The sequence below is a fragment of the Erythrobacter sp. genome (assembly GCF_030066995.1).
Classification (GTDB): Bacteria; Pseudomonadota; Alphaproteobacteria; order Sphingomonadales; family Sphingomonadaceae; genus Erythrobacter.
This window is the reverse complement of record NZ_JASJAP010000005.1, coordinates 180,627-205,465: the sequence shown is the minus strand read 5'-3', so window position 1 is coordinate 205,465 and position 24,839 is coordinate 180,627. Positions and strand designations below refer to the sequence as shown.

The 24,839-nt window shown below is 60.4% G+C and carries 27 protein-coding genes; 11 read left to right on the top strand and 16 right to left on the bottom strand.

The window, feature by feature from the left end; translation table 11 throughout:
- Nucleotides 1–512: 512 nt before the first annotated feature.
- From wecB to QNI87_RS12635, 4 genes are all read right to left on the bottom strand, one after another.
- A complete protein-coding gene (gene wecB, locus QNI87_RS12650; protein ID WP_300597037.1) occupies nt 513–1,655 on the bottom strand; it encodes a UDP-N-acetylglucosamine 2-epimerase (non-hydrolyzing) in 1,143 nt (380 codons plus the stop codon).
- Entirely contained in the window at nt 1,652–2,956 is a 1,305-nt protein-coding gene (gene wecC, locus QNI87_RS12645; RefSeq protein ID WP_300597035.1) for a UDP-N-acetyl-D-mannosamine dehydrogenase, read from the bottom strand. Before wecC ends, wecB begins: the two co-directional genes overlap by 4 nt.
- 110 nt (nt 2,957–3,066) lie before the next feature.
- Nucleotides 3,067–3,552: a glycosyltransferase gene (locus QNI87_RS12640; RefSeq protein ID WP_300597033.1), complete on the bottom strand. Its 486-nt coding sequence runs from the start codon at nt 3,550–3,552 to the stop codon at nt 3,067–3,069.
- Nucleotides 3,549–4,007, bottom strand: a complete 459-nt coding sequence (locus QNI87_RS12635; RefSeq protein WP_300597031.1) for a glucuronosyltransferase — start codon at nt 4,005–4,007, stop codon at nt 3,549–3,551. The genes QNI87_RS12640 and QNI87_RS12635 overlap by 4 nt, the downstream gene beginning before the upstream one ends.
- A gap of 103 nt (nt 4,008–4,110) precedes the next feature.
- On the opposite strand from QNI87_RS12635, the gene QNI87_RS12630 reads away from it, so the two are divergent.
- Together QNI87_RS12630 and QNI87_RS12625 are read left to right on the top strand one after the other, a co-directional pair.
- Nucleotides 4,111–5,190 carry a CaiB/BaiF CoA-transferase family protein gene (locus tag QNI87_RS12630; protein WP_300597029.1) on the top strand — a complete coding sequence of 360 codons (1,080 nt, stop codon included), beginning with the start codon at nt 4,111–4,113 and terminating at the stop codon, nt 5,188–5,190.
- Nucleotides 5,190–5,639, top strand: a complete 450-nt coding sequence (locus QNI87_RS12625) for a MaoC family dehydratase (protein WP_300597027.1) — start codon at nt 5,190–5,192, stop codon at nt 5,637–5,639. The genes QNI87_RS12630 and QNI87_RS12625 overlap by 1 nt, the downstream gene beginning before the upstream one ends.
- Here QNI87_RS12625 and QNI87_RS12620 read toward each other — a convergent pair.
- From QNI87_RS12620 to QNI87_RS12605, 4 genes are read right to left on the bottom strand one after another with little or no spacing between them, the layout of a single operon-like run.
- The gene (locus QNI87_RS12620) at nt 5,631–7,061 is read right to left on the bottom strand and encodes an efflux transporter outer membrane subunit (protein ID WP_300597025.1); all 1,431 of its coding nucleotides are present in this window, start codon (nt 7,059–7,061) and stop codon (nt 5,631–5,633) included. The genes QNI87_RS12625 and QNI87_RS12620 overlap by 9 nt on opposite strands.
- A gap of 5 nt (nt 7,062–7,066) precedes the next feature.
- Nucleotides 7,067–8,047, bottom strand: a complete 981-nt coding sequence (locus tag QNI87_RS12615) for an efflux RND transporter periplasmic adaptor subunit (protein WP_300597023.1) — start codon at nt 8,045–8,047, stop codon at nt 7,067–7,069.
- Between the two features lie 44 nt (nt 8,048–8,091).
- Complete coding sequence (locus tag QNI87_RS12610) at nt 8,092–8,841, bottom strand: ABC transporter ATP-binding protein (protein ID WP_300597021.1); 750 nt, start codon at nt 8,839–8,841, stop codon at nt 8,092–8,094.
- A 14-nt stretch (nt 8,842–8,855) separates the two neighbouring features.
- Complete coding sequence (locus tag QNI87_RS12605; protein WP_300597019.1) at nt 8,856–9,992, bottom strand: ABC transporter permease; 1,137 nt, start codon at nt 9,990–9,992, stop codon at nt 8,856–8,858.
- A gap of 132 nt (nt 9,993–10,124) precedes the next feature.
- On the opposite strand from QNI87_RS12605, the gene QNI87_RS12600 reads away from it, so the two are divergent.
- Together QNI87_RS12600 and ftsH are read left to right on the top strand one after the other, a co-directional pair.
- Nucleotides 10,125–10,739, top strand: coding sequence for a TetR/AcrR family transcriptional regulator (locus QNI87_RS12600; RefSeq protein ID WP_300597017.1), 615 nt, complete (start codon nt 10,125–10,127; stop codon nt 10,737–10,739).
- Between the two features lie 128 nt (nt 10,740–10,867).
- A complete protein-coding gene (ftsH, locus tag QNI87_RS12595) occupies nt 10,868–12,829 on the top strand; it encodes an ATP-dependent zinc metalloprotease FtsH (RefSeq protein WP_300597015.1) in 1,962 nt (653 codons plus the stop codon).
- Between the two features lie 72 nt (nt 12,830–12,901).
- Here ftsH and QNI87_RS12590 read toward each other — a convergent pair whose 3' ends face one another.
- The 4 genes from QNI87_RS12590 to QNI87_RS12575 form a co-directional block, all read right to left on the bottom strand.
- The gene (locus QNI87_RS12590; protein ID WP_366146187.1) at nt 12,902–13,831 is read right to left on the bottom strand and encodes a DUF3667 domain-containing protein; all 930 of its coding nucleotides are present in this window, start codon (nt 13,829–13,831) and stop codon (nt 12,902–12,904) included.
- Between the two features lie 317 nt (nt 13,832–14,148).
- Nucleotides 14,149–14,880, bottom strand: a complete 732-nt coding sequence (locus QNI87_RS12585; protein ID WP_300597011.1) for a ParA family protein — start codon at nt 14,878–14,880, stop codon at nt 14,149–14,151.
- Nucleotides 14,881–15,107: 227 nt separating this feature from the next.
- The gene (gene rpoZ / locus QNI87_RS12580) at nt 15,108–15,452 is read right to left on the bottom strand and encodes a DNA-directed RNA polymerase subunit omega (RefSeq protein WP_300597009.1); all 345 of its coding nucleotides are present in this window, start codon (nt 15,450–15,452) and stop codon (nt 15,108–15,110) included.
- 104 nt (nt 15,453–15,556) lie between these two features.
- Nucleotides 15,557–17,080 (bottom strand): replicative DNA helicase, encoded by a 1,524-nt coding sequence (locus QNI87_RS12575; protein WP_300597007.1) that lies wholly within the window; start codon nt 17,078–17,080, stop codon nt 15,557–15,559.
- Nucleotides 17,081–17,270: 190 nt separating this feature from the next.
- Between QNI87_RS12575 and QNI87_RS12570 the strand changes: the two genes are divergently transcribed.
- Genes QNI87_RS12570 through QNI87_RS12560 form a run of 3 tightly spaced genes read left to right on the top strand, consistent with a single transcriptional unit; the run spans nt 17,271 to nt 18,954 of the window.
- Nucleotides 17,271–17,753 carry a UPF0262 family protein gene (locus QNI87_RS12570; protein ID WP_300597528.1) on the top strand — a complete coding sequence of 161 codons (483 nt, stop codon included), beginning with the start codon at nt 17,271–17,273 and terminating at the stop codon, nt 17,751–17,753.
- 35 nt (nt 17,754–17,788) lie between these two features.
- Complete coding sequence (locus QNI87_RS12565; protein WP_300597005.1) at nt 17,789–18,520, top strand: glycoside hydrolase family 25 protein; 732 nt, start codon at nt 17,789–17,791, stop codon at nt 18,518–18,520.
- Entirely contained in the window at nt 18,517–18,954 is a 438-nt protein-coding gene (locus QNI87_RS12560; protein WP_300597003.1) for a cytidine deaminase, read from the top strand. Before QNI87_RS12565 ends, QNI87_RS12560 begins: the two co-directional genes overlap by 4 nt.
- 17 nt (nt 18,955–18,971) lie before the next feature.
- Here QNI87_RS12560 and QNI87_RS12555 read toward each other — a convergent pair whose 3' ends face one another.
- The 3 genes from QNI87_RS12555 to QNI87_RS12545 form a co-directional block, all read right to left on the bottom strand.
- Nucleotides 18,972–19,664 (bottom strand): DUF4197 domain-containing protein, encoded by a 693-nt coding sequence (locus QNI87_RS12555; protein WP_300597001.1) that lies wholly within the window; start codon nt 19,662–19,664, stop codon nt 18,972–18,974.
- An 86-nt stretch (nt 19,665–19,750) separates the two neighbouring features.
- A complete protein-coding gene (locus QNI87_RS12550) occupies nt 19,751–20,887 on the bottom strand; it encodes a M14-type cytosolic carboxypeptidase (RefSeq protein ID WP_300596999.1) in 1,137 nt (378 codons plus the stop codon).
- Entirely contained in the window at nt 20,884–21,531 is a 648-nt protein-coding gene (locus tag QNI87_RS12545; RefSeq protein WP_300596997.1) for a hypothetical protein, read from the bottom strand. The genes QNI87_RS12550 and QNI87_RS12545 overlap by 4 nt, the downstream gene beginning before the upstream one ends.
- 114 nt (nt 21,532–21,645) lie before the next feature.
- Between QNI87_RS12545 and galE the strand changes: the two genes are divergently transcribed.
- The 3 genes from galE (at nt 21,646) to QNI87_RS12530 (ending at nt 23,580) form a co-directional block, all read left to right on the top strand.
- The gene (galE, locus tag QNI87_RS12540) at nt 21,646–22,653 is read left to right on the top strand and encodes a UDP-glucose 4-epimerase GalE (RefSeq protein WP_300596995.1); all 1,008 of its coding nucleotides are present in this window, start codon (nt 21,646–21,648) and stop codon (nt 22,651–22,653) included.
- Nucleotides 22,654–22,745: 92 nt separating this feature from the next.
- Complete coding sequence (gene ykgO / locus QNI87_RS12535) at nt 22,746–22,871, top strand: type B 50S ribosomal protein L36 (RefSeq protein WP_007165381.1); 126 nt, start codon at nt 22,746–22,748, stop codon at nt 22,869–22,871.
- 97 nt (nt 22,872–22,968) lie between these two features.
- Nucleotides 22,969–23,580: an HAD-IA family hydrolase gene (locus QNI87_RS12530; RefSeq protein WP_300596992.1), complete on the top strand. Its 612-nt coding sequence runs from the start codon at nt 22,969–22,971 to the stop codon at nt 23,578–23,580.
- A 119-nt stretch (nt 23,581–23,699) separates the two neighbouring features.
- Here the strand turns inward: QNI87_RS12530 and QNI87_RS12525 are convergent, their stop codons facing one another.
- A complete protein-coding gene (locus QNI87_RS12525; RefSeq protein ID WP_300596990.1) occupies nt 23,700–24,026 on the bottom strand; it encodes a hypothetical protein in 327 nt (108 codons plus the stop codon).
- A 187-nt stretch (nt 24,027–24,213) separates the two neighbouring features.
- Between QNI87_RS12525 and QNI87_RS12520 the strand changes: the two genes are divergently transcribed.
- Nucleotides 24,214–24,768: a helix-turn-helix domain-containing protein gene (locus tag QNI87_RS12520; RefSeq protein WP_300596988.1), complete on the top strand. Its 555-nt coding sequence runs from the start codon at nt 24,214–24,216 to the stop codon at nt 24,766–24,768.
- Nucleotides 24,769–24,839: the final 71 nt, after the last annotated feature.

Here is a 24,839-nt window from a genome sequence, read left to right as displayed (position 1 = left end):
CTTAACTCTCGCAGCTTGCGGCCTTTACGGGCTTGTCGCGATCGCGTGCACTTTTGCGGCCACGGTCTCGGGCCGCGCGCGGCAGGCGCCTTGGCAAACCCGCACTTGGTCAGCTCTCGCGGTGCTTTTCGCGGTCCTGATTGCGCTACGGCTGTTTGACGTCGAGGACACGGTCCGTTCCTCACTTCGAGAGTTCATGCGTGCCGAGAGTTTGTATGCTGGCCGACGCGAATACCAGCGTCCGCTCGCAGCTGTCGGGGCTGGCCTGCTAGCGCTTGGCGGCCTCGCGTGTGTTTTCCTGATCAGTAAGCGAGTTCGTGGTCGACGCGACATCGCGACATTTCTTGCAGCGGGAGCCGCTTGCGCCATGATCGGGCTGATTATCGTCCGGCTTGTTTCATGGCATTTTATCGACGGATTTCTGTATGGCGCCTTCAAGCTCAATTGGGTGATTGATCTGGGGACCAGCTGGATAGTGCTCGCGAGCGCTCTATATTACATCAAGGTCGTCCTCACATTGGGTGCGCGCGCGCGATGATGTCGAGAATGCGCCGACTGGCTCGGCCATCGCCATAGGGGTTATGCGCCTTAGCCATCGAATCATACGCTTCCTTATCGTCCAGGAGGCGCGCCACGTGCTTCACGATTGTCTCCGCTTTTGTACCGACCAATCTGGCTGTTCCAGCGGCCACGCCTTCGGGGCGTTCGGTTGTGTCGCGCATGACAAGAACCGGCTTGCCAAGGCTGGGAGCTTCTTCCTGGACTCCTCCAGAATCCGTGAGGACGATGTCGCTCGCCTCCAGCAGGGCGACAAAGCTGAGATAGTCTAGCGGGTCGAGCAACGCGATGTTGTCGAAGCGTGCGAGCGCTGAGCGCATGGGCTCTGCCACGTTTGGATTGGGGTGCAGAGAATAAAGGATCGAGAGATCGTCTCGCTTGGCCAACTGGCCCAAAGCGTGCGCGATCTGAGACATTCCTTCGCCGAGATTTTCACGGCGATGTGCTGTCACGACGAGCATCCGCTTGCTTTCGAAACGGCGCTTCAGCTCCGCTATGGTTGGCACGAGCTCGGGCATTGCCTTGATCTTGTTGCGCGCGGCGAAGAGAGCATCGATCACGGTGTTGCCGGTCACATGGATTGATGCTGGCCAGACATTCTCGGCGAGCAATGCGTCGGCGGCGGCCCGTGTCGGAGCGAAATGGAGGTCGGCGACGGCTCCCGTCACCTTACGGTTTATTTCTTCGGGCCAGGGCGCGTAGATGTTGCCGCTGCGAAGCCCCGCTTCGACATGACCGACCGGAATGCGGCGAAAGTAGCAGGCGAGCGTTGCCATCATTGTCGTGAGGGTATCGCCATGGACAAGAACCCGGTCAGGCTTCTCAGCGTCGAGGACCTCCCCGAAGCGGGTGATTATCCTGGCAGCCAGGCTGTCGAGGCTCTGTCCGGGCTCCATGAGGTTGAGGTCGATATCCGGCTCAATCTCGGCGATCTGGAGCACTTGATCGAGCATTTCGCGGTGCTGCGCCGTCACTACGAGCCGCACGTCAAACCGGTCGGCCTCGCGCAACGCGCTGACGACCGGGAACATCTTGATGGCTTCGGGCCTCGTCCCGAACGTGACTAGAATTCGGGGGCGCGAGCGAGGGGCTGTCATCTCTTCATCATGCCGCGCGTATCGAAGACGAGCTTTCCTTTAAGCGCTTCGGGCGTGAGATGTTTGAAGGCGGTGTGGTCGACAAGCACGACCACAATCTCAGCTTGTTCAAGGCCTTCGTCAAGACTAGCCAGACGGGCGCCCGTGCCTGCAAAGCCGTCCGGTAACTTTTTGGCGAAGGGTTCGACCAGGATAAGACGCTGCCCACGCGTGCGCGCAAGCTTCAGAGCGATTTCGAGCGCAGGGCTCTCCCGAAAATCGTCTATGTCGGGCTTGAAGGCCAGACCGAGTAACGCGACCTTTCCTCCGGGCGCAGCGTCGAGCAACGCTCGAATGCGACGTTCGGTGTAAGTCGCCTTGAAATCGTTGACTTCGCGCGCTGTGCGTATGAGCCGGGCGACGTCGGGTGAACTCGAGATCAGGAACCAGGGATCGACCGCTATGCAATGCCCTCCCACGCCCGGACCAGGCTGAAGTATATTCACACGTGGATGCCGATTGGCGAGTTTGATCACGTCCCAAACGTCCACTCCGAGATCGTCGGCGATTACGCTCAACTCATTCGCGAAGGCGATATTCACATCGCGAAAGCTGTTTTCGACCAGCTTGACCGCCTCGGCAGCGCGAGCGGTCGTCGTTAGGCAGTCTCCCTCGACGAAGCTCGTGTAAAGCCCCTTGGCGCGCGCCGCGCATTCGGGCGTAATTCCGCCGATCACCCGGTCGTTCTTGACCAGCTCATGCACGATTTTGCCTGGCAGGACTCGCTCAGGGCAATATGCCAGCCCGATATCCCCACCGCTCTGCTCGCCAAGGACAGGCACGGTGAGGTCGGGGCGCTGCTCGGCGATGATGTGGCCCACTCTTTCCGTGGTCCCGACGGGAGACGTGCTCTCCAAGATGACGCAGGCGCCCTTCGAGACGGCCGGAGCAATCGCGCGCGCGGCGCTCTCGACCAGGCTTATGTCCGGTCGGTTGTCGTGTGTGAGTGGGGTGGGGACGGCAATGATATAGAATTGCGCGGTCGGCACCGAGGTCGACGCTTTCAGCCGACCGCTTTCGATCGCATCGCTGACGAGGCGGTCAAGGTCGCGTTCCTTAATGTGAACGCCGCCAGCGTTGACCGTTTCGACGACGCTTTCGGACACATCCACACCGCACACCTCCCACCCATAGGAGGCCAGAACGGCCGCTGTCGGAAGGCCGATATAGCCAAGCCCGATCACGGCGACCTGAACCGGGTGATCGGCGTCACGCGCGCCAGCCAGCTTGGCAGCGGAGGAAGTGTCAAAAGGCGCGTTCATGGACCTCAAACCCTGAATTTTCGGGGCCTGGCCATGGCACGGCGACACTTAAGATCGCGTTAGGGTTACCCTTTTTCCATCGTCCATGGAGCGAGGAACAGCAACTGCTTTCATGACACAGATCCAGTGTCGATAAATTTCGCAACCGCCTTGTGAAGCGTGGCTGCCTGAGCAGCACCGGTGTGGGCAACCGTTCCCAGTTGCAGTCCTTGCGCAACGATGCGGGGGAGGTCGCTCACCTCGGTCGCGACCAGAATTCCCGGTCGTCCCTTCAGGTTCTCCGCTGTCGCCAGTTGATGGTCGTTACGGTGTTCGTTGAGATCGGCGCGTCGCGCTAACAAGGCGATCGGCTTGGACCACCGGGCGGCTGTCAGGATCGTGCCAATCCCTGCGTGGCTGACAATGAGCCTCGCCTGCTGCACATGACTATCGAATTCGGCGGGCGTCATGCTTTCCTGTGCGCGCATATGGAGCGGCGCGTAGCGCCCCTTGCCCGTCTGCGCGACTACCGGCTCGGACAGTGATGGCGCTAACTCGTCCATCGCCTTGATCAACCGGTCAAACCCGAGTTGCATGCCAACGGTTACAAGGATCACAAGACCGATCCGCGATATTTGGGCTGCGGGTCGGCAGCCAGGTTTTCCCACTGTGTCAGGCACTCATGGGCGAAGGTCTTTGAAAGCTTGCCGCACATCGACAGGTCTTCGCCATTGGCCACGCTGTCGATCCACAGCGTCTTCGCTCCCAGCAGGCGGCCCCAGAAAATGCAAAAGAATCCGGGCGCTGCGCCGGTCGAGAGCACGGTGTCCGGTCGGATTTTCAGAACGATCCACAAAGCGACCAGAGCGCACCACAAGGAGCGTACAGGCCGGTTCTGATTGCAGTCAGGCAGGGTTTCCGCAGCATTCACGCCGTGGTGCGCCGTCACACCATCATCGGTGCTCGCGTATCGCACCTTGTAGCGATCGAGCGTCGTGCGCAGAAGCATCAATTGCTCCCAATGCCCGCCTCCCGATGCCACCGCGAGCACCGTCTTTTCGGAGCGTTTCAACGCGCGTTACTCCAGCCAGTTTTCAGCGCGGCGGGTATCGGTGGCCTTGCCCGCTTGTCAAGCGCGCCCGGGGTGTTCAAGAGACGCCCAGGGAGAGCGTGCGATGAATTCTCAAAACGGCCCGCTGACGGGTCTCAAGGTTGTCGAATTTGCCGGGATCGGTCCAGGGCCGCATGTCGCGATGCTGCTGGCGGATCTGGGGGCTGAGGTGGTGACGATCGCGCGCCCGGGGAGCGGGGTCTCCAACCCCGTGGTCGAACGCGCGCGGCACCGCGCCGAAGTCAATATGAAGACCGAAGAGGGCCTGGCCTTCGCGAAGGACGCCTGCGCCAAGGCCGATGTCGTGCTGGAAGGGTTTCGACCCGGCGTGATGGAACGCCTTGGCCTTGGTCCCGATGAGCTGCTCGAGACCAATCCAAGACTTGTCTACGCGCGAATGACCGGTTGGGGGCAGGATGGCCCGCTCGCGCACGCAGCCGGACACGATATCAACTACATCGCCATCACCGGCGCCTTGTCCGCCATCGGGAAAGCGGGCGAGCCAGCGGTTCCTCCGCAAAACCTGATCGGTGATTTTGGCGGAGGCTCGATGTATTGCGCTTTCGGCATTCTCGCGGCTCTTTACGAACGCGAGCGCTCTGGACACGGACAGGTCGTTGACGCGGCGATTGTCGATGGCGCGACCAGCTTGATGAGCTTCTTCTTCGGCGTGCGCGAGCGACCGTTCATCACCACCGAGCGCGGGAAGGGTATGCTGGGCGGTGGGGCGCATTTCTACCGCTGCTTCGCATGCGCGGATGGTCGCGAAATCTCGGTCGGCGCGATCGAACCGCAGTTTTACGCTGAACTGATTGAGAAAACCGGCGCCCAGGATCTGGCAGAAGGCCAGATGAACCCGGCGAACTGGGAGGATTACGCGGACAAGCTCGCGGCGCTTTTCAAGACAAAGACTCAAGCGCAATGGGTAGAGCTGCTTGAAGGAACCGATGCCTGTTTTGCGCCTGTCCTGGACCTCGAAGAAGCGCGCGACCACCCGCATATGAAAGCCCGTGAAACCTATGTGCAGCACGAGGGGGAGTGGCACACAGCCCCCGCCCCGCGCTTTAGCCGAACCCCGGGCGCGGTCCGCTCGAGCGCCGATGACGGCGCCGAGATCGTGGCCCGTTGGCAGAGTGCGAGCTGATGTCTGGCAAGCGCTTCGATGAATGGCGCCTTGGCGAGCGCATCGCTCACGATATCCGCCGCACCGTAACCGAGACCGACAATCTGCTGTTTTCGACCATGACACATAACCCACAGCCGCTGCACCTCGACATCGAGGCGGCAAAAGAAAGCGGGTTCGGTCAAATTCTGGTGAACTCAACCTTCACTTTTGCCCTGCTGGTGGGGCTATCGGTCGGGGACACGACGCTGGGCACACTGGTCGCCAATCTTGGTTTCAACAACGTCGTAACGCCTAAGCCCGTCTTCATCGGGGACACGCTGCGCGCTGAGACCGAGGTCAAGGAATTGCGGGAAAGCAAGTCGCGGCCCGAGGCCGGTATCGTGACCTTCACCCACGAACTGTTCAATCAGCGCGATGAGGTGGTGTGCCGTTGCGAGCGCACAGCTCTGGTCCAGCGTTCAGCCTGACGTCTCCGCCGGTTGCGTTGGCTCGCCTCCCAGAGCCTGCCATAGCAGAATTCTCGCGCGGTTTGCCCGTCCGACGCTGGCGGCGGCGCGTTCACCGCTCTCATCCGCCGCCCGGCGCGCCTCCAGCACCTCGCTGAAGTTGACAAGGCCAGCGCGATAACGCGTGTCGGCCAGACGAGCGGCGCGCTCAAGCTCACGATTCTCTTTGAGGGCGAGCTCGGCCTCACTGTCGCTAGCGGCGATCAAGCCATAGGCCTCTTCGGCCTCTCCCAAGGCTTGAAAGACTGCGCCGCGATAAGCCTCAAAGGCTGCGCGCTTGTTCGCGGCGGCGGTGTCGATTTCCGCTTCGATCCGCCCGAAGTCGAGCAAGGGGCCGGCCACTCCCGCCGTTAACGTGCCGACGATCGAATCGTTGTTAAAGATGTCTCCCGGGTCAAAGGCGAGCAGGCCGATGACGCCGGAGAGCGTGAAGCGTGGGAACCGCGCGCGCGACGCAGCGGCGAGGTCGGCGTCTGTCGCCGCGAGCTCGGCGGCGGCGGCGAGCACATCGGGCCGGTTGGTGAGCAACTCTGAAGGGAGCGCGACGGGCGCGGCCCCGCGTGTCAGTGAGGCGCCCGACCCGGACAGCGCCTCACTGACTTCCTTTGCTCCGAGCCCGGTCAGAGCGACCAGTCGCCCGATAATACCGACCCGTTCGCTTTCGAGCGCTGCAAGGCGCGAGCGCGACGCGCTGGCCTGCGCTTCGGCGCGCACCCGATCAAAGCCCGGAGCGATCCCGGCGTCCTCTCGCGTCTGCGCAAGGGCGGCCAGCCGCTGTGCTGCGGCGACATCGCTTTCAAGGGCGGCTGTTCGAGCGGCCAGGGTGCGCCAATCGATAACGCTCCCAGCGATCTCGGCCAGCAGAGCGTTTCGCACGGCCACAGCCGAAGCGCTTGCGGAATCAAGACGGGCAAGGGCGGCGCGCTCCTGCGCGCGCAATTGACCGAAGATATCAGGGTCCCAGCTTGCCGTCAGATTGGCACCATAAGAGGTCTGGTTGCGCGGGATCAGGCCTCCCTCTCCAGCCTCGCCAAACTGGGCCGGGTTGATGCGGTTCTCAACGACGCTCGCGTCTGCGCCGATGTTCGGCAGGCGTTCGGCTCCGGCGCGCGCCGCTCCTCCGCGCGCCGCTTCGACCCGGGCAAGAGCCTCGGCAAGGCCGGGAGCGGTTTCCAGCGCCTTGTCTGCCAGTGTCGCGAACGCGTCGTCCTCGCGTGGAAGAAGGGCATCTACCCCGGCGCTCGTCTCGCGACCTGGCGTAAAGAAGAAGCTCGGGGCCAAATCGGGTGGCGGTGTGGCGACTTGCGGCGTGGGTTTCAGTCCGCACGCGCCGAGCGCAGCCGTGAACGAAAGCGCAAGAACGAGGCGAGATGCACGTTTCATCGAGATCACTCTTCGTCTGACTGGGCGGGAATAAAGGCATCGACCTGCTGGCCGACCCGGAACAGATCGCTTTCCGGAAGCGCGTAGATGAGCTGCAGAACGCGCACATCAACCCGCTCGGCCGCGCTGTTGGTGAGCTGGCGCTTCGGAACGACCTGGGGTTCGGCGCGAACGAAGGTCGCCTTGACCTGGCGGTCGGACGCACCGCGCGGGCTGACTATGGCCGGTGCTCCTTCCTTTACCCTTGGCGCTTCGTTTTCGTCGACATCGATGCGCACATGCAGTGGGTTGGTCTCTCCCATCTGGATAAAGGGAGCGGAGTTATTGCCGCCCTGGGTGAAGACGTACTCACCCGGGCGAATGTTTACAGCGAGGATTTCCCCTGCGATTGGCGCGCGCACGGTCAGCCGTCCCAGTTCTGTGCGCGCCGAAGTGGCTCGCGCGCGAGCGGCAGCGAGGCTCGCCTTGGCGACGGACAGGCGGCTCTTAGCGGCGTCGTAGTCGCCTTGGGCGCGAATGACTTCCGATCGGCTGACTGCGGCGGGGTCGTCGAGGCTATCGTAAAGATCAAGCTGCTGCTTGGCGGTCGCCTGCGCGGTCTGAGCTTCGCTGATCGCTGCGCGGGCCTCACCGATCGCGGCGGTCGCTTCGGTGAGTTGCGCGCGCGCCGAGCGGTCATCGACCAGAAACAGGACCTCGGCTTTCTTCACCCTGTCTCCCGGTGCAACCCGAAGGTCTGTGATGAGCCCGGGAAGAGCGGTTCCGATATCTATGATCTCGCTGGCGGGTTCGACCAGGCCTGCGCCGGCTACGCGGGGAGCGTTGGCGAGTTCACCGGTCGCTTTGGGAGGCTGTTTCTTGGGATCGGTAACTTCGCGATCGGGAAGCTCGCTGATCACATACCAAGTGCCAGCGGCAAGCCCGATCAAAGCGAGGATCGGCAGGACCTGACGCGAGAAACTGAGAGTGCTTGGGAGAAGAGCCATGGTGTGCCTTTAGGGAATGGGTCTTTGGAGAGGGATGGCCACGATCAATGACCGTCGGGCATTTCAACGCCGTCATGAGTGACCCGGCCATCCTCGAGCACGAGGATACGGTCGGCGAGGTCAAAGATGCGATTGTCGTGGGTAACGATGATGCACGCGCGGTCTTCGGCAACCGCGACGTCTCGCAGCAGGTCCATGACGCGCCGACCTGACCGCGCATCAAGCGCGGCTGTTGGCTCGTCGCAGACCACGAGGCGCGGCTCATGCACCAGCGCGCGGGCGATGGCGACGCGCTGCTGTTGGCCACCGGAAAGCTGGTTTGGAAGTTTTTCCGCCTGATCGCCAATGTTGAGCGCGTCCAGCAGTTCCATCGCCTTGCGGCGCGCGCTCTCGATCGCCATGCCCTGGGCGATCAATGGTACGGCGGCGTTGGCGGCGGCGTCGATCGAGGGGATGAGGTTGTACTGCTGGAAAATGAAACCGATGTTTTCCAGCCTGAAGTTGACAAGCTCTGTGTCCGAGAGCGCGTAGATGTCGGTGCCAAACACCTTCACCTCGCCGTCTGTGGGCCAGAGAATGCCGCACATGATCGAGATCAGCGTTGTCTTGCCCGAGCCGCTTTCTCCCACGACATAGGTCATTTCGCCTGATCGGATATCGGAATCGATGCCGTGCAGCACGCGGATCGTCGACTGCCCTGCCTGAAAGTCGCGAACAATGCCGCGCGCGCAAATCGCTGTCTCGCCATCGAGGCGCGCATCGATGTTTTCGGGAGTGTCCATCTTCTTGGCCATGGCCTTTTCCACGCTCACCGGAACACCGCCGCTGGCTCGGTGCGCATAACACTGCGCAGGGAAATCCAGCCAGTGAGAGCGAGGATGGCGATCACCGCGACAAGGCTGACGAACGGGATCTGCCAGGGGATGTAGAAGCCCTTGAAGGTCGGATTGCCCGAAAAGCCCCAGATGAACAGAACGGTTCCGATGACACCCAGAGCGTAACCAACAGAGCCCACAAGCGTCGCTTGCGCGACCACCATCTGCCCGATCTTGAAGTTGGTAACGCCAATCGCCTTGAGCGCGCCGAACTGTTTAATATTGTCGCGGATGAAGAGGCTGAAGGTCAGCCCCACGATCGCAACGCCGACGATAAAGCCGAGGGCGACGGTGATGCCGAAGTTGAGCGGAATGCCGGTGTTCTCGACAATGAAGTCGATCCCGGACTGGGCCAGTTCTTCGCGTGGCAGCGCCTTGAGGCCGGTTTCTTCCGTGATGCGCTGGGCAACCGCTTCGACCGTTTCGCCGTCTCTGACGCCGGCAAGCACGAATGTCAGCCGGTTGCGGGTGCCGGGCACATAGTTCAGCGCCTGGCTGTACTTCGTGTAAAGCGTGACCTGGCTGGTAAAACTGGGGATGGCGTCGGCGATGCCGCGGATCACCGCACGCTGATCATTGAGTTCGAGCCGTTCGCCGATCGGGTTTTCCCCGGGGGCAAACATCTTGGTCAAGCCGACATCGTCGATCAGTACGCTGTCGGGTTGGAGCAGGATCGATTTGTCTCCTTCAACCATGCGTTCAGGAAGTCCGATCAGCGTCGCGTCGTCGACGCCGACGATCGTGACGCCCTCCAGGTCGCCTTCGCTGTTGCGGACCGAGGCGACGGCTCGCAGGTGCGGCACCGCCCATTCGACCCCTTGCACAGAGCGCACTTCATCCAGCGCGGTCGGCGGCATGGCGTAATTGACCTCGGTGGTGCGCGTCACGGGGTCCATGACCCAGATTTCCGCCTCCGGTGCGCTGTAAACTCCGCTCGCGCCGCGCTCGATAAGGTTGACGAAAATGGTCAGTTGCTGCGTGATCAGCAGAGTGGAAAACGCAATGCCGAACAGCAGGCCGTAGAACTTCTGCTTGTCGCCCGTGAGCATGCGGATCGCGATCCAGAGCATGTTGGTTTGGAACCTTTGATGAGAGCTGGGGTTGCTTTTGAGAGGGCTGCGCCGCATTATTGAACGACACCGTTTAATTGAACGCAAGCGTTCAGTTAGTCAAGCGTCGTTTCGAGTTCAGGTTCCCAGGAATTGAAAAAAAAGCCCGGCCGCCCATCCGATCAGGTCAAACGCAACGCGATTGTCGAAGCCGCTTCGCGGCGTTTCTTCGACGAAGGCTTTGCGGCGACTTCGATCGAGCAGGTGGCCGCCGACGCCGGGGTCTCCAAGGTCACGATCTACAATCACTTCGGCGATAAACGCGGGCTCTTCACAGCCGCGGTCGAGCTCGAATGCGAAAAGATGCGCGGCTATTTCAGCATCGACGATACGCCGGAAGGCACGATCCGCGAGCGGCTGGAGACGATTGGCGAGGGCATGATCGCGTTTCTCTCAAGGCCGGAAATGATCCAGTTCGAACGCCGCATCGCAGCGGAAACGGAACTGGAACCGGCGATCGGTCACGCCTTCCTGGTCGCAGGGCCTTGGAGGATGAAACAGGCGTTTTCCGAATTTCTGTCGCACGCGAACGATGTTGGCGAACTTGCGGTGGACGATCCGATGCTCGCGGCGGAGCAGTTCGTCGCTCTGTGCAAGGGAATGGGGGATCTCAACCAGCGCTTCGGTCGAAACGTTACCAGCAAAGAAAGGGCGCTTCGCATAAACGGGGCGCTCGATGTGTTCCTGGCGGCCTACAGGGCGAAATAGACGCCCTTGCGCGATTGAGATTTTGCATGACTGAGTTCGAAAGTTAGCGTTCTACGCGGCATGCCGCATTATCTTGCCATTCATGCACGCATTCCTACATTGCTTTGCGAACAGGAAGGAATCAGCCGATGAGCGACCAGAACGATCCCAACCAGCCGCCGCCTGAGGGGCAGAACCCGTGGGTCAAGCAACTCATGATCTGGGGTGGGATCTTTCTTGCGCTTCTCTTGGTGGTTTCGCTTTTCAGCAATGCGGGCCAGCCTCAAGGCACCGAGATCCGGTATTCCGACTTCCGCGAACAAGTGCAGGAAGGCAAAATTGAATCGGTCCAGCTGGGCGAAGATATCATCACCGGGACTTACAAGAATGGGAAGGCCTTCACGGCTATTCCCGTAGGCTCGGACACCGAAATCACGGGCCTGCTCGAAGATAACGATGTGAAGTTCACGGGCAAGCCGCGCGAGCAGCCCAACATGCTGCTTTACATCCTTCTCAACTCGCTTCCGTTTCTGCTGATTCTTGGCATCGCCTTCTTCGCTCTTCGTCAGGTTCAAAAAGGCGGCGGCGGCGGCGCAATGGGCTTTGGCAAGTCCAAGGCGAAATTGCTCACCGAGCGGCAGGGCCGCGTTACGTTTGAAGACGTGGCGGGTATCGACGAGGCGCGCGAAGAGCTTCAGGAAATCGTCGAATTTCTGAAAGATCCGCAACGCTTCTCCAAGCTGGGTGGGCAGATTCCCAAAGGCGCTCTGCTGGTTGGTTCGCCTGGGACCGGCAAGACCTTGCTCGCCCGTGCGATCGCGGGCGAGGCGGGGGTGCCGTTCTTCACGATTTCCGGTTCGGACTTCGTTGAAATGTTCGTCGGCGTGGGTGCGAGCCGCGTGCGCGACATGTTCGAGCAGGCGAAGAAGAACTCTCCTTGCATTGTCTTTATCGATGAAATCGACGCGGTCGGGCGTTCGCGCGGACACGGCCTGGGCAACTCGAACGATGAGCGTGAGCAGACGCTCAACCAATTGCTGGTCGAGATGGATGGGTTTGAGGCCAATGAGGGCATCATCATCATCGCTGCGACCAACCGACCCGATGTGCTCGATCCGGCGCTCCTTCGCCCTGGCCGGTTTGACCGTCAGGTCGTCGTACCGGTGCCCGACATCGATGGGCGTGAAAAGATCCTCGGTGTGCACATGAAGAAAGTGCCGCTTGCTCCAGACGTGAACCCGCGCACGATTGCGCGCGGGACGCCGGGCTTTTCGGGCGCGGACCTCGCTAACCTCGTCAACGAAGCCGCTTTGCTGGCTGCGCGCCGCAACAAGCGGCTGGTGGCGATGCAGGAATTCGAGGACGCCAAGGACAAGGTCATGATGGGCGCGGAACGTCGCTCCATGGTGATGACCGAAGACGAGAAGAAGATGACCGCCTATCACGAGGCCGGCCACGCGCTCGTTTCGCTCAATGAGCCGGCGTCCGATCCGATCCACAAGGCGACGATTATTCCGCGCGGCCGCGCGCTCGGTATGGTGATGCGCCTGCCTGAGCGGGACAGTTATTCCTACCATCGTGACAAGATGCACGCCAACCTTGCCGTCGCGATGGGCGGACGGGTGGCTGAAGACATCATCTTTGGCCACGACAAGGTGTCCTCGGGCGCGAGCGGCGATATTCAGTACGCAACCGATCTCGCCAAGAACATGGTCACCAAGTGGGGCATGTCCGAAAAGCTCGGGCCGCTCCAGTATGAACAACAACAAGAAGGCTATCTCGGGATGGGCCAGTCGGCTCGCACCATGGCCGGCGCGGAGACCAACAAGCTGATCGATTCAGAGATCAAGCGTTTGGTGGAAGAGGGCCTGAAGCGGGCGACCGACATTCTCACTGAACAGGAGGACAAGCTCCACCTGCTTGCTCAAGCGCTGCTCGAGTATGAGACGCTGACCGGTGATGAGATCAACACGCTGATGGAAGGCGGTTCGATCGACCGGCCCGACACGCCCAGCGGACCGACAGCCGCACGTCCTACGCACGGATCGGCCATTCCCAAAGCTGGCAAGCGTTTTGGTCCCAAGGGTGGCGAAGCTCCGCAGGGCGCCTGATCCACTTGACTTGAGATATGAAAGGCGTCGGAGCGATCCGGCGCCTTTCTTCGTTCGGGGTGCTTCCCTTGATCAGAACGCGCCGAGCAGCACCAGCGCCTGGAGGAACAAGACCAGCACAATCACGATGAAGATGAGCAGCGCAAAGAAACGCCAGATCGTCGAGAAGCGCGAAAGACCGTAGGCGCCGCGCAAGTGCTTGTAGAGATGCAGTGGCGCCAGGGCGGCGAAGCCCGCCACGATCCAGCCCAAACTCAATCCGCCAGCGTTTGCTAATGAAAGCGTGATGAAAAGCAACGACATGAAGCCGAGCGAGTACGTTACAAAGATGGCATGATCATAAGCTTTGAACCTGCGCCGCCACACGAACAGAAGCCACACGAAGGGTATCGACAGCGGTATGAGCAGCCAGCTGAACTTGTAGGCGTTTGCTTGCAGCTTGTAGAGCATAAGCCCGGGGTTATCGCGCCATTTCTTCGCTAGTCCCTTGTCAAGTAAATCAACGCCGGTCTCGGCGAACGTCATCTGGGCGTTGCCGCTATTGCCGATCGGAACGACGGTTTCTCCGTCTTCGTTGACCTCAAGGCTTGCATCGCTCGCGTTTATGAAAGGCAGATCTGCGACCTGCTCCAATTCCATCAGATCGGCCTCGAGCTCGGACTTCCGCCGTGCAAGATCGCTTCGGGTGCTCGGAGCGAGATTGTTGTCGGCGAGCTGACCATTCACATCGGCCAGTTCGGCTTGCGTCTTCGCCCTGGCATCAACCAGCCGCGCTTCGATGGCGTCGATACCGTTCTCCATCTCGAAGGACGTCGGTGTGCTAATCCCCAGGAGCTGGAATACAGCGAACATGGCAAAGACGCTGAAAAGAAACATCGCCATGGGGCTGACAAAGCGGGCGCGTTCGCCCTCGATATAACGCCGCGTCAGTTGGCCCGGCTTGAACACGAGAAGCGGAAGAGTGTGCGCAAGTTTGCCATCCAGATGCAGCACGCCGTGCATCAGGTCGTGGCCTATCGCCGTCAGCGTCCGGTGAACGTGCGCCTTCTGGCCGCACTGGTTGCAATAGGGGCCGGTGAGCGGCGCTCCGCAATTGGCGCATTCGGTTTCGGCGTGGTCTTGAGCGATGCTTTCACCAGAACGCGGTTCCACAGCTCTCGCCGCGAGCGTGCCCTCAACCGCAGCTCCCAGCCCTTCGGCGATGTCAGACATACACGAACGCCCCTTTCCCGGATCGCCATTCTAGTGCTGGCGTCGCGAAAGGAAACTGTTTGAGCGGCCCGTTGTCGGAGATTCGGCCCCAGGACAAACCCAAGGTCTTATTTTTCAGCGAGTTTTCGTTCGATCGCGGTCCATAATTGCGCAAAGGCGCGGGTGGCTGGCGCGCGCGGGGCGAAGGCTCCGACCGGCTTGCGCTGCACAGCGCACTGCTCAATAGCGCTGGCGAGCGGGACGACCGGCCATGTGGGATTGGTCTCGCGCGCGTCGCGGTGAAGGGTTCGCCGCATATCGACCATCGAAAGGACGGGGAGGATGGGCGGGTGGTGTTTGCCCGATCCGCGCACGGCCGTGACAACTGTGTCGAAAGCGCGGGCGGAAAGCGGTGACGGTGGCAGCGGAACAATGATGACATCGGCGGCGCGCATTACCTGCGCGCTGATTTCGTTGAGGACCGGAGGGCAATCGAACACGATCCGGTCGAAATTCTTCGCGAGCGCAGCCGAAAGCTTGGCCAGCCTCTTTTTCTTGCCAAGCCTGTCAAACTGTCGATCAAGTCCGCGAATGCTCTCATCCGCGGGCAGAATGTCGAGATTGTCGTAGTCGGTTGAGCGTATCAGCTTGGAAGGATCCAGCGCGTTCGCAAAGACGCTGTCCGCTGTGCGTTTCTTCTTGGGGCCAACCCCCAAGAGGAAGCCGGACCCGTTGGCGGGATCAAGATCCCATAGGAGCGTTTTGCGCCTCGAAATCTGCGCCGAACACCAGGCTAGATTGACTGAGAACGTTGTCTTTCCGACGCCACCTTTGACGCTGTAGACCGCAATCGAAGCCATTGTGTCGTTTCTCCCGTTCTTCCCAAGGCCCCCGGTCCGCATGGATGTTACAATTTTGTGACGTTCATTGTTTTCGCATGTTGCAGATGCGAAAACAAGTCAAGCGCGTGCAGGGCGCCTGACCAGTGTCGATCTTGTGCGGACTTCGTGCACAAAAAAGGCTGCCATAAAGGCAGCCTTGGTTTCAGGGCCGGAATTTTGACCTCCGGTCCCAAATGAAACACTTGTCACCCTTCGTAATCGGCCCCGATCGAAGTGGAGCGGGTCGGAGCGGAAGCGGTGATCCGCAGCGCTTCGGCCGATTGGCTGAGCGAACCGATCTCGTCGGCGTCATCCTCATCGTCGGGAAGGATTTTCTGAAGACCGGTCACGAGCGCTTCGCTCAGATCGCGCGGCTTGATCGTCTGTTCGGCGATTTCGCGCAGAGCAACGACCGGGTTCTTGTCGCGATCGCGGTCAATAGTAAGCTCGCTGCCGCCCGAGATTTCACGCGCGCGCTGCGCGGCGAGCAGGACAAGATCGAAACGGTTGGGAACCTTGTCGACGCAATCTTCAACGGTAACGCGTGCCATCTGCGGGCCTCTTTCTCGGAACTGGTAATGTAAGAAGGGGAGGAGCGCCAGTTAGGGTCGGCGGGTTCTTGAGTCAAGAATGCGCCCGAATTCGCGCCCTCCGCTTAACGAAACTCGTTCTCGTCATACTTCCAGTTTGGCGACGAGAATTTCGTGATCTCGCTCTGGAAGTGCAGCGGTACGTTTCCGGTCGAACCGTGTCGCTGTTTCGCGACGATCAGCGTGGCCCGGTTGCGCAGTTCTTCGTACTTCTCTTCCCAGGCGCGGTATTTTTCGACCACTTCAGCGGAACTGGTCCCATCCATTTTCGGATCATCGGGTTTGATCGCGAGATGGTAGTAGTCCGCTCGGTAAATGAACCAGACCATGTCCGCGTCCTGCTCGATCGAACCGGACTCCCTGAGATCGGACAGCATCGGGCGCTTATCATCGCGCTGCTCAACGGCGCGGCTCAATTGCGACAGCGCGATCACCGGCACGCTGAGCTCCTTCGCGAGGGTCTTGAGCCCACGGCTGATTTCGGAGATTTCGTTGACGCGGTTGTCGTTCGCCCGGCCCGAACCCTGCAGCAGTTGAAGATAGTCAACGACGATCAGGCCGATGTCATGACGTCGCTTCAAGCGGCGGGCGCGGTTGCGAAGCGCCGCAATAGTAAGAGCGGGCGTGTCATCGATGTAAAGCGGCAATTCGGCGAGCCTCTGGCTGGCAAAACTCAGCTTCTGAAAATCATCGCGGCTGAGCGTTCCCGACCTGAGGCTTTCCGAGCTGATCTCGGCCTGCTCGGCGAGAACACGCGTCGCCAGCTGGTCCGCGCTCATTTCCAAGCTGAAGAAGGCGGCGGGCGCGCCGTAATTATGCTCCCCGCCATCCTTCTGCCAGCGCAAGTGCTCCGCAGCGCAATTGTACGCGATGTTCATGGCGAGCGAGCTTTTCCCCATGCCCGGACGTCCGGCAAGGATGACGAGGTCGGAATTGTGCAGGCCAGAGGTCTTTGCATCGATGACAGAGATGCCGGTGGTCTTGCCCGAAAGGCCTCCGCCCGAATTCATCGCAGCCTCGGCCATCTTGATGGCCATTAGCGAGGCGTCTCGGAAAGTTGACGCCTCGTTGCCCGTCTCCGCACCTTCCGCGACCTTAAACAGATCCGCTTCCGCTTCCGCAATGCGGTCCATGGGCTGCACGCTGTCAGAGGTGTCCAGCGCGCCTTCGACGAGGCCGCGGCCAACGCTGACCAGCTCGCGCAACAACGCAAGGTCGTATATTTGCTGCGCCAGTTCATGGGGTGCCAACAGTCCCGAACCGTTGGCCGTAAGCTTGGCAAGGTAGGCCGGACCGCCCAATTCCTGCAAAGCCGGATCGCCTTCAAACTGCGGCTTCAGCGTCACCGGGGACGCGGTGCGGTTGGCGTCAACGGCCTTAATAATCTTCTCGTAGATCCTTTCATGCAAGGGCTCGAAGAAGTGATGCGGCCTGATAGGCGTGCGCAGTTCTTCGATCACGCGGTTGTCAATCAGCACAGCCCCCAGGAACGCGGCTTCGGCCTCAAGGTTCGACGGAAGCTTGCGTCCAGCGCCATCGGCGTTGAGCGCGTCATCGCTTGGGAATAGCAGGGTGTCTGTATCTTCCATTCCGGTGTAGTGCGCTCACATGGCCGGTGTTCGCAAGGCCAAAAGACATCAATAAATTTCGGACAATCGGGCTTGCGCTGTGGATAGCGGGGAAGGTCATCGACCAGTGCGCGAGTCGAAACGCTTGAAGTCGCCCCCACCGATCTGCGAAGGCGGTCGAGCAATGGATGGCCGTTCGCCCGATTCACCCGTGACCTCGCAGAGGATTGCGCATATCTCGCTCGATGAAGCGACCATTTTGTGGCGCAACGCGGATGTTGAGCAAGAGCGCCGGGTCGCGATCTATGACCTGATCGAGGAGAACACGTTCAAGCCCGTCAAGAGCGCGGAGAAGGGCGCAAAGGGACCGTATCACCTTTTCCTTGGCGTACGCGATGGGCGTCTTGCGATGGATGTAAGCGATCAGGACGAGAATCTGCTGGAGACGCTGCTGATCGGGTTGGCCCGTTTCCGTCGCCCCATTCGCGAATATTTTGCCGTTTGCGACAGTTACTATCAGGCGATCCGCAAGGCGACGCCAGCCGAGATCGAAACGATCGACATGGCGCGGCGGGCGATCCACAACGATGCCGCTGAGCTTCTACTCGAGCGGCTTGAGGGCAAGGTGGAAACGGATTTTGCGACAGCGCGCCGCTTGTTTACTCTCATCTGCGTGCTGCATATCAAGGGTTGAGTGCTTTGCTCAGCGCTTCTTCGAGACGTGACGCCATGGCCAGTTCCACACGCAAGAGAAAGAGCAGGCAATCTGGCCACGGCCTCGCTCGCAGACTGGCGCAACTCGCCGCCCTTGCAGGTCTGGTTGCGCTCGTCTTTGCGGGTTGGTTTTGGTTCGAGATGCGCACATGGCGGCCCGACCCGGAACTGTACCCGGAGCAAGGCGCGGTTGTCGATAGCGGCGTTTCGGGCGTCCGGTTCGAGACCCTGAAGGCAACCGGAGCGGCCTTTGTATATCTTGAGCTGGGCTCGGCACGCATGCCCCCGGACCCAGGTTTTCGGGCGCGTTTGCGCGCTGCAAGGGATTCCGGCCTCAAAGTCGGCATTCTTCAGGTCTTCGATCCGTGCCAAAGAGCCGATCCGCAATCGGCGCTGTTCACCCGCATGGTTGCGCGTGATCTTGACTTGCTCCCGCCAGCGGTGGCGCTGGAACGATTGCCGAAGGACTGCACGCCGCGCGTTAGTCAAGCGGCCGCCAAGAGCGAAGTGCTGACGCTCGTCAATCAGATCGAGATGCATTCTGGTCAGCCCGTCATCCTGAAGCTGGGAGAGGCGTTCGAGAAGCGCTTTCAGATCGCAGGCGCCTTGGATCGCGACTTGTGGCTCGCACGCGATCGCTTGCGCCCGCGCTACGCCCAGCGCCCATGGCTGCTTTGGAGCGCGAACCGCCAGATGGTAAGCCAGGCTTTGGCCGAGCCGATCGAGTGGGTAGTAGTGCAAAGATGAGGATACCGGACGAACAGAAGGAAGCGCTAATCGCCTCGGCCCGTGCGGCCGGTGAAAAGGCCTATGCGCCGTATTCTGACTATCAGGTGGGGGCCGCTCTACTGTTTGACGATGGCGCGGTTATCACCGGAAGCAACGTCGAAAACGCAAGCTATGGCTTGTCGCTATGCGCGGAGACAAACGCGGTTGCCAAAGCCATGAACGAGGGACGCCGGGGCGGATTGGTGGCCGTCGCGGTCACGGGGCCGCTAAATAAGGGCGACGGAGCGCCGATCACCCCGTGCGGACGTTGCCGGCAGATGCTCAACGAAATCGCTCAGTTGGGAAATACGGACCCGATCATATTCTGCGTGGGCAAGAACGAAGTGCGGTCGGTGCCGCTGTCAGAACTGCTGCCCCATGCATTTGGCCCCGCGCATCTCAATCCAAGTTGATTGACGTATCAGCGTTTTTAATTGCCAAAGATATCGCCCAGGGCTCCCTTGACGCCGCCCAGGGGATTCTTTCGAAACGCCCGTTCCTCTTTGCCGACATAAGTGAAGATGCCGTCGAGACCCTGGTCGGTGACCGTCTTGTTTATAGTCTCGCGATTGAGTCCGGCCTGACTGATAAGGCTGTTTGATCTCGACAGGCTTTCGACGGTTTTGTAAACGCCCAGCTCGCCAAGTGCGTCGTCGACCAGCGGCGTGAGCTTTTCATGCAGCGCATCGTTGGAAGAGCGGCGCAGATATTGCGTGCCCCCGTCGCTTTCCTGGATGATATCGGGCGCGTCGCTGAAGGACAGGCCGTCGATTGCATCGCGGAAGATCGGCTTGGCTTCCCCTGCCGCCATTCCGGCGGCATCGTTGATCTGGCGCACGACATCGTCAAGCAGCCCCGTCTTTGCGCCCAGATCCATCACCGATCCGAGCAATCCGCTCCTGCTTTTTCCGCCAATGGGAAGCCCGATGCGCACCTCTTCATCATTGTAGAATGCGCCTGGCTCAGCAAGCTGGTCAAGCGCGCTGTCGGTTGCCTTTCCGAGTATGGAGGAGAGATTCAAGCCGGTGCCACCAAACTGCGCGCGCGCGGTGCTCGGCACACAGACGAGGCCCGAGAAAACGGTCAGCCCAGCAAGCACGCCCCGTCTGTGAATGGTGCTCATTTCATGTCCCCTCTGCGTTTGACGCGCCAGTGTTCGACTCTGCCTTTTTGCTTACCATGATGACCGCCTTGCGTCATGCGACCGTGTCAGCCGTCTGATGTTTCAATCCATTCAAGCAGCGCGGCGAGGCAATCGCGCGCGAGCAGTTTGCAGCGTTCGGGCGACCAGCCTTGTTCGGGCTCTGGGAACGCGGCCAAATCCTTGAACGGCATCTCCAAGGTCATTGCACAAGCACCATAGCGCTCTGCCACCTGATTGGTGCTGATGCCCAGGTTCGCGCGACCGGCGGATGTCTTGGGGTAGCCGAGTTCGATCTGGAAATCGGGTGAACGTCGATCAAGGATGCGTTGGTAGCGATAGAACTGGTCGCCCAGCGCGTCGGTCCAGCTTGGTATGCCTTCAAATCCCGCGAGGAAGTTTGCCGGGATGGCCTCATCACCATGCACATCCATCGCAAAATCGACGCCGGTTTCATCCATCCTGTTTCGGATCGCGAGGACTTCCGGCGAGGTCTCCGCGCTCGGTTGAGTCCATTCCCGATTGAGATTGGTGCCGACCGCGTTCGTCCGCAAGTGCCCCCTCGCCGAGCCATCCGGATTGCAATTGGGCACAATGTGCAAACGGCAGTGATGACGGAGGCTCCGTGCGACCGGATCGATAGGATCGGAGAGGCATTCGAGGGCGCCCTCCATCCACCATTCGGCCATGCTCTCGCCGGGATGTTGGCGCGCGTAGAGCCAGGCCTTCAGCGGTCCTTCGCCCATTTCGAGGGAATCAAGCGGACGTCCGTCAAGCGTCTGTGTGAGGCGTACGAGGTCAACGCCTTCGCTTGCCGCCGCTTCGGCAATCAGATCGTGATGGCGCTCGATCGAATAGGGCGCGAAATACGCAAAGTAGCAGATCTGGCTGGCGGGCGTGTAGCGGATTGTGAGCGTTCCGTTCTCCTCACCCTTGTCAAACGCGCTCGCAGCGCGGGTCCAGTACTCCCGATCCTCCGATACACAGGCGTCATAGCCCGGCCACCCGCCAGGATAGGCGCTGGCGTTTAGCCCCGTGATCTTGAGCTCGACTTCGCGTCCAGCCGCGCCCGAGACGCGGAAGTGAAACCATTGGGCGAAGTCCGAATTGTGGTCCTTGCGAATGGCGAGGCGCGCTTTGTCGCCGGCGATCTCGAGCACCTCGATATTGCCGCTGTCGAAAGCGGCGTCGATGCAAAGGCTCATGGCTGCTCCACTAATTCATCCACATCGATGCTGACTGTGTCACCGCTGCCTGCAGGAAAATCCTTGAAGACCGCCGCTGCGAGCGTGCGCGCGTTGACGGCAACGGGGGCGTAGGGCGAATTCACGCTGGTCGGGAACTGGGCGCGCGCTTCCCAGAGGTTCTGGCGGTTTGTGTCGTTCGTGTTGGAAGCGATGGCGACGCTCAGCTCCGAGATGACGCGGGGCGAGCGATCGCGGTTGCCGCCCAGATTGATTCCGACGCCAACGCCAACCCCGCTTCCGAAACTGCCGGTTGAGCCGCCAACGCCGACATTGACCGGGTCGCTGCCCTCGGCAGCCGGAATGGAGGTGCGGCTGGTGCTGATCGTGGCTATTTGATCGGCAATTTCTTCGTTGGCGATGACGGTGTAGCCCAGCAATGAGAGCTCATCGCTAATGGCACCGCGGAAGGCATCGAGCGCGGCTTCGTTCTCCAGCTCTTCGGAGAAACGCAGGGCGATAGTGCCTTGGCCAAGCCCTGCCGGCTGCGAACCGATGAACCGCGTCACTTCGACTGGCCCCGTGTAGGTGTTGGCAGCGCATGCGGAAAGGCCGAAGACCGCTAGCGCCGAAAGCGCAAATCGTAATGGTGCAATGTGCGACATGAGGAGCTCCTAGTTCGAGCTGCGCAATAGGCGCAATTGCGCTCGTGCAAAACCCCGTCGCTAAACGCGGTGGCTTTACGCTTTTGCAGCAGAAAGCTGGTAAAGGCCGCATTCATGACAGACACGAGCAAACCAAGCGTTCTTGTAACGGGCGGCGCAGGCTACATCGGAAGCCATGCGGTCCTGGCGTTGGCCGATGCGGGCTGGGATGTCGCGGTGGTGGACAACCTTTCGACGGGCTTTCGCTTCACGATCCCCGAGAATGTCGCCTTTTACGAAGGCGATATCGAAGATGTGGAGCTTTTGAACCGGATCTTCGACGAGCAGGGAATCGGCGCGATCATGCACTTCGCGGGCTCGATCCTCGTGCCCGAAAGCGTCGAGAACCCGCTCAAGTACTATCATAACAACACCGCAAAGAGCCGGGTGCTTATCGAGGCGGCGGTTGCCGCGGGCGTGGCGCATTTTATCTTCTCGAGCACCGCGGCGACTTACGGGGTTCCCGAAATCTCTCCGGTGGCCGAGGATTCCCTGAAGAAGCCGATAAACCCCTATGGCTGGTCCAAGCTCATGACCGAGCAAATGCTGTCGGACACAACATCGGCGCATCCCATGAATTATTGCGCGCTGCGTTACTTCAACGTTGCTGGCGCCGATCCGCAAGTGCGTTCGGGTCAGTCCACAGCGGGAGCGACGCATCTCATCAAGGTCGCAGTCGAAGCCGTGTTGGGCAAGCGCAGCCATGTCAGCGTCTTTGGTACCGATTACGACACTCCAGACGGAACCGGAGTGCGCGATTACATTCATGTTAGCGACCTGGCAGCGGCTCACGTGCTGGCGCTCGAAGCGCTGATCGCCCAGCCCAGGCGTTCGCTCACCATGAATTGCGGTTACGGGCGGGGCTATTCGGTCCTCGAAGTGCTCGACGCGGTGGATCGAGTGACGAACAGGAAGATTGATCGCCGGATCGAAGGGCGCAGAGCGGGCGATCCCGATCAGCTGATCTCGGATCCGGGCCGAATTCGCAAGGAACTGCCCTGGGTTCCGCAATACGAGAAGCTCGATACGATCATCGCGCACGCATTGGCATGGGAGCGTAAGCTTTCCGAGATCCGGCGTTGAGCATTGACGAAATCCACGCACCAAGGTAACGGCGCCTACGAAATTTCGCGCGTCGGCCGATTCCGACGCGTTTTGCTTTTGAGAGACCGACAATGAAAATCCGCAACAGCCTTAAGTCGCTGAAGAACCGTCACCGCGATTGCCGCGTCATCCGCCGTCGTGGACGCACCTATGTCATCAACAAGACCAACCGCCGCTTCAAGGCTCGCCAAGGCTGAGTGATGCGCTGATCGCCGGTTGCGGCGATGGTTTGGTTGTGCAGCGGCCCGCCTCCGATCAGGAGCGCGGGCCGCGCGCTTTTGGAGAACGTGTTCTGTGGCTAAAGCGGAAAAAGCCGTGGTGTTCGATGTCGGGCGTGTACTTTTCCAGTGGCAACTGCGCGCGCTGTTTGAAAAGCTGATCGATGACGCTGAGGAGCTGGATTGGTTTCTGGCCAATGTGGTTACCGAGGAATGGCACTTTGAGCATGATCGTGGGCGCCCCTTGGCGGAAATGGTGCCCGAGCGTGTGGCTCTCTTTCCGGCCTATCAGGCGCATATCAAAGCGTACGCGACCCGTTTCAATGAGACCGTGCCCGGCCCGGTTCAAGGAACCCATGACCTGGTTAGGCAATTGCACGCCAGGAATGTGCCGCTCTATTGCCTGACCAACTTTGGCGATGAATTCTGGGCAATGTTTCGTCCGACAGAACCGATCTTCGATCTGTTCGACGACATCATCGTATCGGGCACCGAGAAGGTCGCAAAGCCGGACCCGCGCATTTACCGGATCGTTGAGGAACGCAGCGATCGTTCGCGCGGTTCCCTGTTCTTCACCGATGACAACCCGGCGAATATCGAAGCGGCCCGAGCGCGGGGCTGGGATGCGCACCTGTTCATCGATGCGCCCGCGCTGGAAGCGCAATTGCACGAAGCCGGGCTTCTCTGATTGCAAGGAAAGTCCCCCGGTCGCAGCTGTTGGGGACACGCTGCGCCGGGGGTCTTGAGGTGCCGCTCGTTTGGAGAGTTACGAGCGGATGGGGAAGTGTAAAGGCTGTGCTGCTTGGCTTACTTGCCGTTGCATTTGGCCAGCTTGTCAGCGTCCAGTTCTTTACCCTTGGCTGTGAAGCTGGTGATCTCACCGAACTCACGCGCGAGGCCACGGCAAATGCGCATCGGGCGACTGGTGCCCTTGGCCGCTACGCACGTGCTGTCTTTGCAAGCCCACGCGACACCGCCGGCAACCGCGCGATCGTCGTCGGCCGGAGCGGCGAGGGTCGCCGTGTAATAAGGTGCAGCGGCTTGGCTCGCGATCGGGGCAACGGTGGTGCCCAGCGCCAGAGCGGCGGTGGCGACGAGAGAGAGGCGGCTTGCGGCGTTGAGGGAGAGGGTCATCGCTTTGGTCCTTTTGTTCGTGGTGCAATTATCATTGTGCGGTGCAACGTTTCGAATTAAAACCGGTTGCTGATTGCTACCTATGTGATTCGGTTTTCAGTTGCAACCTAAAACTGAAAATTTTTTGGAGCGGATTTTGTTCCCGTACAGATTTGCGCTAACAAGGTTGCACTGAGAGGACTGAATTATGGGCGAAGTTAGAGAGTCACTGCGCGAACTTATCGATTGCGGTCTGCCGCAAGCGCTGGAAGTCATGGGCGAACGTTGGTCCTTCATGATTCTGCGGGCGAGCTTTAACGGCCTGAAGCATTTTGAAGAGTTTCTCTCTGAGCTCGGGATCGCGCGTAATATTCTTTCTAATCGCTTGGCGAAGCTTGTTGAGCACGGCATCCTGAAACGGGAGCCGTGTGAGGACGATCGACGCAAAATCGAGTATCGCCTGACCGAGAAAGGCTTCGACCTTCTTCCGGCAATGATCGCTTTGCGCCAGTGGGGTCAGAAATATGGCAGCGAATTCGTGGCCGAAGATCCCGTTCTCGTCGATGAGCGTGATCGTCTGCCAATTGGCCCCGTCTCAGTGCTCTCGCATGATGGGCGCATCCTCAATCACACAGGGCTCAACCTGATCAAACGAGCCGATGTAGGCCGCCGCGTCGACGGAACGGTCGCTGAACCCTCGCAGCCTTTGATGGCGGGCGACATCATCGATATTGACGAGGCACGCAAGATCGCCTCGAACTGAGCGGCCCAGCAGCCCTCCGTCCTGCTCCCAAGAAATCGCTGGAAACTGGCGGGGCTTTGCCTTGACCCAGA